This is a genomic window from Virgibacillus alimentarius, from assembly GCF_000709085.1.
GTDB classification, from domain to species: domain Bacteria; phylum Bacillota; class Bacilli; order Bacillales; family Amphibacillaceae; genus Virgibacillus_B; species Virgibacillus_B alimentarius.
Map to the genome: position 1 here is coordinate 1 of NZ_JFBD01000139.1, position 9394 is coordinate 9394.

Here is a 9394-nt window from a genome sequence, read left to right on the forward strand (position 1 = left end):
CTTAAGTTTACTGCCATGAACACAAATCGTAATTCATTTTCTACCTTTTCTTTACCTTTCACTGAAAAACGTATGAAATACAAATTAGCTTTCAAAAATCCGAAGACTGGTCCACATCTATTTTACGTTTTCCAGATCTCCCCAGTTTTCCCTTCTGAAAAGCTTCTGTCTTATATATTCTTTTTGTTGCTCCCATTTCTCGTTATCGTAAATTTTGAAAATTAGCCCACTATTACGTTGACTGGAACGAAAGGTGGCTGACTCCCGCCTGCGAGAAAAGAACGGGTCTGAAGACCGCGCAGGAAGTGGTTTTCTTCCAAGGAGGCTGAGGCCGTGCCCGCGGAAAGCAGCCACCTGCAGTGCAAATCAACGGGATTACTAAATAAGTATAAATCGCACGGAAAAGTAAAATGAAAAAGTTCGGGAGTTCCATCTAGAGATGGGACTCCCGAACTTTTTTTACATTTACTGGGGTTTTGTCCCAGTCTTTTTATTTTTAGTTTGAAGACAAGATTATTTTGATTGTCGCATAAAAGTAGATATAAGTTTCAACTTTTTCGGATTATATGCATATGTTGGTAAAGAGCAAATAGCCCACATAGTGAAAAACGAAAGGAGAATGATTTGCTTGAAAATCCATATCGTACAAAAAGGAGATACGTTGTGGGAAATCGCAAAAAAATATAATGTTGATTTCGAAGAAATGAAACAAATTAATTCACAACTCTCAAGCCCAGATATGATTATGCCAGGTATGAAAGTAAAGATACCTAGCTCAACAAAAGTGGTCAAAAAAGAAAGTAAGGTACCAAAGGAGAAGCAAAAATCCCATTTAGAGCATCCATATAAGGATATATCCCCAAAGCCTCTTCCAACAATTGCGGAAGATGATCATAAAAAACCAAAAGAGGTCAAAGTGGAGAAACCCAAAATGGATCTATCAAAAAAACCAGAAATGCCCAAGATGGAAATGCCACAAATGCCAATGCCCGAACTACAAGAACACGAATTACAGACAACACCAAATAATTATCCAGAAGTACAACAAGAACCGCAATTTCCTAAAGGAGAGATGCCATTACAAGATCAGCAAATGATGTTTCAACCTATACCCGTGCAAATAATACCAGTATGTTGTTGCCATATGAAGAATCCATGTCACGCTGGAGCATATCATGCACACTTTTCTGAAAATATGGGGGGAGGGCCACCACATCCATATCATCACATGCCTATGCAGCAGGTGATGCACTCAGCTGATAAAGGAAATTTTGAATATTATGATTGCCCATCTCCAAGCATTGAAATGGGAGTAAAACCAGGTTATCCAAAATATGAAAATCATTATGATTGCATGGATCATCAGTATCATCCATTGAATTTCCCAATCCATACTAATCCTGTTGAAGTGCAGCATGGCTATCCATTCCGCCCTGTCTCTCATGCATCATATTTTGAGCCGGATTATTTACATGAACCGCAAAGTTGGTATGATTCCGACCATCCTAATCATATGTATCCAACACCTCCTGAGTTTCCAGGTTCAGGACTTGACCCTCAGAGGGATAAGGATAATTCAAAAGGTGAATAAGTTTAAACAAAGAGACGAAGTCCTTAAAGCTCGTCTCTCTTCTTTTTTACGTAAGGAAGGAGAATTAACGGTTCAAAGGATAACTCCTATTAAAAATCATGTCTTTTATATAGAATCCGCTTTGGGGAAAGCACTTATTTTAAAATCATACCGAAAGTTGAAAGTGATTGAACAACAATGGCATTTTTTTGAACAATTACAAGCATCTTTTGTTATTCCTTTTATTAAATATCCAAATGGAAAAAAGACAATTACAGATGGGAACTATTTTTGGACCATTGCCCCTTTCGTGCGAGGTAGACAGCTAGATTACCAGCATAAAAAGGACAGAATTACAGCAATTAAGACATTACATGCTTTCCATAAAAAAGCAAATCATATTTACTTTCCCAACCAAATAAAAAAAGATTTATTTATTTTACGTTGGAAGCACAGGTTAGCTGCTTTTAAAAAAACAGAGCATGTCTTTCAGAAAAATGGTTTTGAAATGTTGTATAAGGATATGGTAACAACCATGCACTATTACTTAAAAACAGCAGAAAATCTTTCCTGGGATAAGAATGAAAAAGATGCAAACATTCATGGTAAATGGATTCATGGAGACGTTGCTTCACATAACTTTATTCAAAATGAACAAACATATATGATTGATTTTGATTTATTGTCATGTGGAACACAATTATATGATTATATCCAGCTAGGTCAGCGCTTTTTGCCTTATATCAATTGGGACCTTAATGAGTTATGTTCATATCAAATGGTTAAAGATAAAAATCAAAAGAAATGGCTAACCTCTATTATGATTCCGAGTGATATGATTAGAGAATGGATGTTCTTTCTTTCTTATGGTTCATCGTTTGCAAGAAAACAATATTTATCACAAATGGAAAAAACATGGGGAAAGCGCCAGTTCTTTTTGAAAAATGCTAAATCAATGCTAAAATCATTATAGTTATTCCATATAAAGGAGCTGTAATTGTGGAGAAAATAGTTGAAGATATAGTTAAATGGTTACAGAAACAGGCAAAGCTTGCAAAAGTTAATGGTTTATTAGTAGGAGTAAGTGGCGGCCTTGATTCAGCTGTGGTTGCTCACCTCATAAAACGGGCATTTCCAGATGAATCATTAGGCGTGATTCTTCCGTTGAATAGTAATCCTGAAGGTATGAAAGATGCGCATAACGTATTAAAAAGTTGTGATATAAAAGGCTTAAACATCGATTTATCAAAGACACATGAACTTTTGTTTTCACAAATACAAGAGCAATTGAAGCAAGAAAATGATTTTAAGCAAGAAAATGAACAACTTGCTGACGCCAATTTACGTGCAAGATTGCGCATGAGTACATTATATACAATTGCGACCAATTACAATTATTTAGTTGTTGGAACAGATAACGCTTCAGAGTGGTATACAGGATATTTCACTAAGTATGGAGATGGTGGAGTAGATATTTTACCTATCGTTGATTTTACTAAAGAAGAAGTACGACAAATGGCTTCGATTTTGGGCGTTCCTAAGGAAATTATTCATAAAAATCCTAGTGCGGATTTATGGGAAGGTCAAACGGATGAAGATGAAATGGGAATAACTTATGATAAAATTGACGCCTACTTAAAAGGTGAAAAAATCCCTGAAGCAGATGAAGAAATTATTGAAAGTATGCATAAACGTACAAATCATAAACGAAGCCTTGTCTCGAAATATAAACGGATAGATAGAACTTCCTTAATTTAACTGTGTAAAATAATCTTCCTTAAACAAACTAAATGTAAGGGAGGTTATTTAATGAAAGCAAAAATAATAACAACAATAAGTATTATTATGCTTTTTACTATTGGATGTACAAATATGAATACGGATGAAAAAAATGAAACAGGGAGTAACAATGAGACAACACATCCAATTAATTACGAGACAAAAGAACAAGAGCAAAATCGCTTAGGGGTAAATAAACAGAATACAAATGAAAATGATTATTATAAAGGGGATAACCCCGAAAGAATTAACTCAGGTAAAGATGGAAATCATAATACGGATATTTTTACAACAGATGAAGCTAAAAAAATATCCGAACAGCTTTCAAAACGAAAAGATATTAAACAAACACAAGTAGCTACAACTGAGAAAAGTGTTATAGTAGGGATTATGTTGAATGAGCAAAGTAAACAAATTGACAACCAAAATATTGTAAATGATATAGAAAAAGAAGTCAGCAAGTTATCACCAAATAAAGAAATAGTTGTATATACGGATAATATTCATTGGAACCAAATGAAAAATTTAGATTCAACGATAAGAAATAAGGATAATGGAGATAATAATATAGATTAAAACCTTTGTTTTACTACAAAGGTTTTTTTAAGTATGATTGAATTTTACTTACCATATCATCGTATTTTTGATATACTAAAAAAGGAATTTTTTAGAGAGGAGAATGTCCGATGGCAGGTCATTCTAAGTGGCATAATATACAAAGAAGAAAAAATGCGCAAGATGCCAAAAGAGGTAAAATTTTTATGCGTCATGCAAAGTTAATATACTCAGCTGCCAAACAAGGTGGGGGAGATCCTGACATGAATCCTGCTTTACGATTAGCGATAGATAAAGCAAAAACGGACAACATGCCAAATGATAATATAGATCGGGCTATTAAAAAAGCAACCGGAACATTGGATGGCGCTAGTTATGAAGAAATTACCTATGAGGGATATGGCCCCGGAGGTGTCGCTGTCATTGTTCAAGTACTAACTGACAACAAAAATAGAACTGCGGCAGAAATTAGGCATGCCTTTAATAAAAATAATGGTAATTTAGGCGAGAACGGTTGTGTTTCATTTATGTTTGATCGCAAAGGCTATATTATTATTCTAAATGAAAATGGAAAAATTGATGAAGATGAAATGACCCTGGAAGCGATAGAGGCTGGAGCGGATGATATAGCCGTTCAAGATGGAGCGTTTGAAATCTTTACGTCTCCTGACAGCTTTGAAGCTGTTTGCGCATATCTACGGGAAGCTGGGTATAGCTTAGCGGATGAAGAAATTACATTGATTCCTCAAACATATAGCAGTATAGATGAAGATAATGAGGGAAAAATGATGAATTTGATTGATATGCTTGAGGAAAGTGAAGATGTGCAAGATGTTTTTCACAACATGGAAATTTCCAGTTAAATAGGCACATTATGTAAACTTCCATTTCTTTTATTTAAGAGGTGGAAGTTTCACTTTACTACATCTTCTATGTGTAAATATGTTAATATAGAAGAAGGAGTGTAAAGGAGAAGGTCAATGATTGCATTTATAAAAGGTAATCTTACATACATATTAGAAGAGTCTATCATAGTTGATGTGCATGGGGTTGGGTATGAAATATTTTGTGCTGATCCCTTCATGTTTCAATCATCAATAAATCAAGAAATGAAGATCTATACATATCATCATGTACGAGATGATGCTCAAGTTTTGTATGGTTTTAAGAATGAAGATGAAAAATATTTATTTACCAGGCTCATCTCTGTCTCGGGAATAGGACCAAAAGGAGCTTTAGCAATTCAAGGCAGCGTTGATGTGGAGTCATTTGTTTCTGCGGTGGAACGTGAGGACGAAAAATTTTTAACGAAGTTTCCAGGTGTTGGTAAAAAAACAGCGAGGCAAATAATCCTTGATCTTAAGGGGAAATTAACTTCAATGATATCGATTGCGCATGAATCGGAAAGCAAAGTAGATACTAATCAGGAAAATGCAGATAGTTTGAAAGAAGCACAAGAGGCATTGAAAGCTCTCGGATATACAGAAAAAGAAATTAAAGCAGTGCTGCCAAAATTGCCAAAAGATCAGAATGTGAGCACAGATGAACTCATACGTAAAGCGTTAAATTTATTTATGAAAAACTAACAAATGGGGGATAATAATGGAGGATCGAATGGTCACAGGTGAATTTCAAGCAGAAGATGCTTCTGATGAGCTTAGTCTTCGCCCCACAACATTAAGTCAATATATTGGTCAATCAAAAATAAAGGAAAATTTAGGCATTTTTATCCAGGCAGCGAAAATGCGCGAGGAACCTTTAGATCATGTATTGTTATATGGCCCTCCCGGCTTAGGGAAAACAACTTTAGCAGCAATCATTGCAAATGAAATGGGTGTGGAGTTTCGGACAACATCAGGACCATCTATTGAACGATCCGGTGATTTAGCAGCAATACTTTCCTCACTAGAACCGGGTGATGTTCTGTTTATTGACGAAATTCATAGACTCCCACGTGCTGTTGAAGAAATTTTGTATCCAGCTATGGAAGACTTCTTTCTTGATATTGTTATTGGTACTGGTCCTAGTGCAAGATCAGTTCGCATTGATTTACCCCCTTTTACCTTGGTGGGCGCCACCACAAGAGCAGGATTGCTATCAGCTCCATTGAGGGATCGTTTTGGTGTATTGAGCAGACTAGAATTTTATGAAGCTGTTGATCTTTGTGAAATTGTTAAGCGGTCTGCAGATATCTTCCAAACGTCAATAACAAAAGAAGCAGCAATAGAAGTCGCTCGCAGAGCAAGAGGTACACCTAGGATAGCCAATCGGCTCTTAAAGCGCATTCGTGATATTTCACAAGTAAAAGAAGAAAAGACAATAAGTTTAGAAACAGCGGATTTAGCTTTAAATATGCTTCAAGTTGATGATGTTGGTTTGGATCACATTGATCATAAACTTTTAAAAGGGATTATTGAGGATTTTAAAGGTGGACCTGTAGGTTTAGATACGATAGCAGCAACTATTGGTGAGGAACCCCAAACAATAGAAGATGTATATGAACCATATTTGCTGCAAATTAGCTTTATCCAGCGTACGCCGAGAGGAAGAATTGCAACCCCCAGAGCTTACAACCATTTCGGTTTAAAAACGGAGGCGCAGGAATGAACCCTGGAAAGCTTTTTATTTTAATCGGAGTTCTATTGATTGTAGTTGGGATTATTTGGACATTTATTGGAAAGCTTCCTGGCGATATTAGCTTCAAAAAGGGAAATATGTCTTTTCATTTTCCTATTATGACATCGATTGTCATAAGTATAATATTATCGCTTATTTTATTTATAATTGGAAAGTTCCGTTAGAAGTTAGTGAGGAGAACAGCATATGAATATAGACGACTTTGACTTTAATTTGCCCCAAGAACTGATTGCTCAAACACCATTAAAGGAGAGAGATTCCTCTCGTCTACTAGTGTTAAATAGGAAAGCAAGAAAAATAACGCATAAATATTTTTCCGATATTAAGAACTACCTTAAAAAGGGAGACTGTCTTGTTTTAAATGATACTCGTGTACTTCCAGCACGACTTTATGGAGTAAAGGAAGATACAGGTGCAAAAATAGAGATATTACTTCTTCACCAAAAGGAGCAAAATTATTGGGAAGTGCTTGCAAAGCCTGCAAAAAAAGTGAAATTAGGAACAGAAATGATATTTGGGAATGGTGAATTACGTGCGACTTGCACTGAAATTAAGGACCATGGCGGACGTATTTTTCATTTTACTTATGAGGGAATTTTTTATGAAGTGTTAGATAAATTGGGAGAAATGCCATTACCCCCTTATATTAAAGAACAATTACCAGAGAGAGAACGTTATCAAACTGTTTTTGCTAAAGAGGAAGGTTCAGCTGCAGCCCCAACAGCTGGTCTGCACTTTACAAATGCACTATTAGAAGAAATAAAAGCAATGGGGGTAAAACTAGCGTTTATTACACTTCATGTGGGACTTGGTACCTTCCGTCCCGTAAGCGCAGAAAAAATTGATGAACATGAGATGCATGCGGAATTTTATCATATGTCTGAAGAGACAGCTCAGCTACTTACGGAAGTAAAAGAAAAAAATGGAAGAATAATTGCGGTAGGAACAACATCGACCAGAACACTGGAAACAATCGCTGGAAAAAACGATGGAACATTTGTAGCCTCAAGCGGATGGACAGATATCTTTATTCACCCGCCTTACAAATTTCAAGCCGTTGACGGCCTACTAACAAATTTCCATTTACCAAAATCAACGTTGCTCATGTTAGTAAGTGCGTTTGCAGATAGAGAAATTATTCTACAGGCATATGAGCAGGCCGTAACGAACCGCTATCGCTTCTTTAGCTTCGGAGATGCCATGTTAATTTTATAAAAAGCTTATATGCTGATATTTTAAAAGAAAAGGATCGAATTAAAATGAAGCCGATAACATATGAATTAATGAAAACTTGTAAACAAACTGGAGCCCGTCTTGGACGAGTCCACACCCCCCATGGCTCATTTGATACCCCCACATTTATGCCTGTTGGCACATTAGCCACAGTAAAAACAATGAGTCCTGAAGAACTGGAGGAATTGAATGCAAATATTATTCTCTCCAACACCTATCATTTATGGTTAAGACCTGGGGATGATATTATTGGTGAAGCTGGAGGCTTACATCAATTTATGAATTGGAATAAAGCAATTCTAACAGATTCAGGGGGTTTTCAAGTTTTTAGTTTAAGTGACAGGCGTGAGATCAAAGAAGAAGGGGTTCATTTTCGCCATCATTTAAGCGGGGAAAAATTATTTTTATCTCCTGAAAAAGCGATGCAAATTCAAAATGTCCTTGGTTCAGATATAATGATGGCATTTGATGAATGTCCCCCATATCCTGCGACATACGATTATATGAAAGCATCTGTAGAAAGAACGTCACGTTGGGCGGAGAGATGTTTAGAGGCACATCTAAGGCAAAATGATCAAGGATTATTTGGCATTATCCAAGGAGGCGAATATGAGGATTTAAGAAAGCAAAGTATAGAAGATTTAACATCCTTAGATTTTCCCGGATATGCAGTTGGCGGTCTTTCCGTTGGTGAGCCGAAGCATATCATGAATGAGGTGTTGGAGTTTACAACACCACTTATGCCAAGTAACAAACCACGCTATTTAATGGGGGTAGGCTCACCGGATTCATTGATTGACGGAGCTATACGCGGAATCGATATGTTTGACTGTGTACTTCCAACTCGGATTGCGCGTAACGGAACGTGCATGACTTCATTTGGTCGGCTTGTAGTTAGAAATGCAAAATATGCCCGCGATTTTCGCCCGATCGACGAAAAATGCGAATGCCATGTTTGCAAAAATTATTCACGCGCTTATATTAGGCATTTGATCAAATGTAACGAAACATTCGGTTTTAGGCTTACTACTTATCATAATTTATATTTTCTGTTAAACTTAATGAGGAAAGTTCGAAAAGCGATAAGTGAAGATCGACTTGGCGACTTTAAAAAAGCATTCTTTGAACAATATGGCTTGAATCAGCCTAATGCAAAAAACTTTTAGCGAAAGGAGGAACTTAAATGGAAGCATTGTCTCCCTTTATTATGATTGCATTAATGTTTGTGATTTTTTACTTTTTGCTTATCCGACCACAGCAAAAACGTCAAAAGCAAGTAAAACAAATGCAAGATAATTTACAAAAAGGTGATGCTATTGTCACCATCGGTGGTTTACATGGTGAAATTCATGCAATTGATGAATCGACGGTAGTAATTGTTACGGAAGGTACAAAACTTACATATGATCGTTCAGCAATTCGCGAAGTCAAAAATAATTAATAAAATGGAGTAGAGGGAGGACATTGGCCTCCTTCTACTCCATTCTTCATGCTTCATCATTTGCAACAACATTTACTCCTATCACACCACCGAATAGTGCTGCTGCAATGTAGCCAACGTGATGAAGTGCCTGTTCAAATGAAAAAATCTGTTGGTATCCTAAATATTGTACTAAAAAA

At 36.3% G+C, this 9394-nt stretch carries 11 protein-coding genes and 1 pseudogene; 11 read left to right on the top strand and 1 reads right to left on the bottom strand.

Features of this window, described 5'->3' with window-relative positions:
• Window positions 1-216 (bottom strand): annotated as a pseudogene (locus GZ63_RS18220) (transposase); the annotation flags it as partial.
• Between the two features lie 412 nt (window positions 217-628).
• Here GZ63_RS18220 and safA point away from each other — a divergent pair.
• The 11 genes from safA to yajC all read left to right on the top strand — a co-directional run bounded on the left by safA (window position 629) and on the right by yajC (window position 9215).
• Window positions 629-1591 carry a SafA/ExsA family spore coat assembly protein gene (safA, locus tag GZ63_RS18770; RefSeq protein WP_051681529.1) on the top strand — a complete coding sequence of 321 codons (963 nt, stop codon included), beginning with the start codon at window positions 629-631 and terminating at the stop codon, window positions 1589-1591.
• Window positions 1584-2543, top strand: a complete 960-nt coding sequence (locus tag GZ63_RS0116035) for a phosphotransferase (RefSeq protein ID WP_029271304.1) — start codon at window positions 1584-1586, stop codon at window positions 2541-2543. Before safA ends, GZ63_RS0116035 begins: the two co-directional genes overlap by 8 nt.
• Window positions 2544-2569: 26 nt before the next feature.
• Entirely contained in the window at window positions 2570-3328 is a 759-nt protein-coding gene (nadE, locus tag GZ63_RS0116040) for an NAD(+) synthase (protein ID WP_029271306.1), read from the top strand.
• A 51-nt stretch (window positions 3329-3379) separates the two neighbouring features.
• Window positions 3380-3925: a YhcN/YlaJ family sporulation lipoprotein gene (locus tag GZ63_RS0116045; RefSeq protein WP_029271308.1), complete on the top strand. Its 546-nt coding sequence runs from the start codon at window positions 3380-3382 to the stop codon at window positions 3923-3925.
• Between the two features lie 110 nt (window positions 3926-4035).
• Window positions 4036-4767 carry a YebC/PmpR family DNA-binding transcriptional regulator gene (locus tag GZ63_RS0116050; RefSeq protein WP_029271310.1) on the top strand — a complete coding sequence of 244 codons (732 nt, stop codon included), beginning with the start codon at window positions 4036-4038 and terminating at the stop codon, window positions 4765-4767.
• A gap of 117 nt (window positions 4768-4884) precedes the next feature.
• Complete coding sequence (ruvA, locus tag GZ63_RS0116055) at window positions 4885-5490, top strand: Holliday junction branch migration protein RuvA (RefSeq protein WP_029271312.1); 606 nt, start codon at window positions 4885-4887, stop codon at window positions 5488-5490.
• Between the two features lie 16 nt (window positions 5491-5506).
• Window positions 5507-6511, top strand: coding sequence for a Holliday junction branch migration DNA helicase RuvB (gene ruvB, locus GZ63_RS0116060; protein WP_029271314.1), 1005 nt, complete (start codon window positions 5507-5509; stop codon window positions 6509-6511).
• On the top strand, window positions 6508-6705 hold the full coding sequence (locus tag GZ63_RS0116065) for a DUF2905 domain-containing protein (protein ID WP_029271316.1): 198 nt from the start codon (window positions 6508-6510) through the stop codon (window positions 6703-6705). The genes ruvB and GZ63_RS0116065 overlap by 4 nt, the downstream gene beginning before the upstream one ends.
• A gap of 22 nt (window positions 6706-6727) precedes the next feature.
• On the top strand, window positions 6728-7756 hold the full coding sequence (gene queA, locus GZ63_RS0116070; RefSeq protein WP_029271318.1) for a tRNA preQ1(34) S-adenosylmethionine ribosyltransferase-isomerase QueA: 1029 nt from the start codon (window positions 6728-6730) through the stop codon (window positions 7754-7756).
• Between the two features lie 44 nt (window positions 7757-7800).
• Window positions 7801-8940 (top strand): tRNA guanosine(34) transglycosylase Tgt, encoded by a 1140-nt coding sequence (gene tgt / locus GZ63_RS0116075; protein ID WP_029271320.1) that lies wholly within the window; start codon window positions 7801-7803, stop codon window positions 8938-8940.
• A gap of 17 nt (window positions 8941-8957) precedes the next feature.
• Window positions 8958-9215: a preprotein translocase subunit YajC gene (yajC, locus tag GZ63_RS0116080; protein WP_029271322.1), complete on the top strand. Its 258-nt coding sequence runs from the start codon at window positions 8958-8960 to the stop codon at window positions 9213-9215.
• The last annotated feature ends 179 nt before the right edge of the window (window positions 9216-9394 follow it).

Coding starts and splice junctions, on each gene's coding strand:
- GZ63_RS0116065 (WP_029271316.1), top strand. CDS start 6,508: ATGAACCCTGGAAAGCTTTTTATTTTAATCGGAGTTCTATTGATTGTA.
- GZ63_RS0116050 (WP_029271310.1), top strand. CDS start 4,036: ATGGCAGGTCATTCTAAGTGGCATAATATACAAAGAAGAAAAAATGCG.
- ruvA (WP_029271312.1), top strand. CDS start 4,885: ATGATTGCATTTATAAAAGGTAATCTTACATACATATTAGAAGAGTCT.
- yajC (WP_029271322.1), top strand. CDS start 8,958: ATGGAAGCATTGTCTCCCTTTATTATGATTGCATTAATGTTTGTGATT.
- GZ63_RS0116045 (WP_029271308.1), top strand. CDS start 3,380: ATGAAAGCAAAAATAATAACAACAATAAGTATTATTATGCTTTTTACT.
- tgt (WP_029271320.1), top strand. CDS start 7,801: ATGAAGCCGATAACATATGAATTAATGAAAACTTGTAAACAAACTGGA.
- ruvB (WP_029271314.1), top strand. CDS start 5,507: ATGGAGGATCGAATGGTCACAGGTGAATTTCAAGCAGAAGATGCTTCT.
- queA (WP_029271318.1), top strand. CDS start 6,728: ATGAATATAGACGACTTTGACTTTAATTTGCCCCAAGAACTGATTGCT.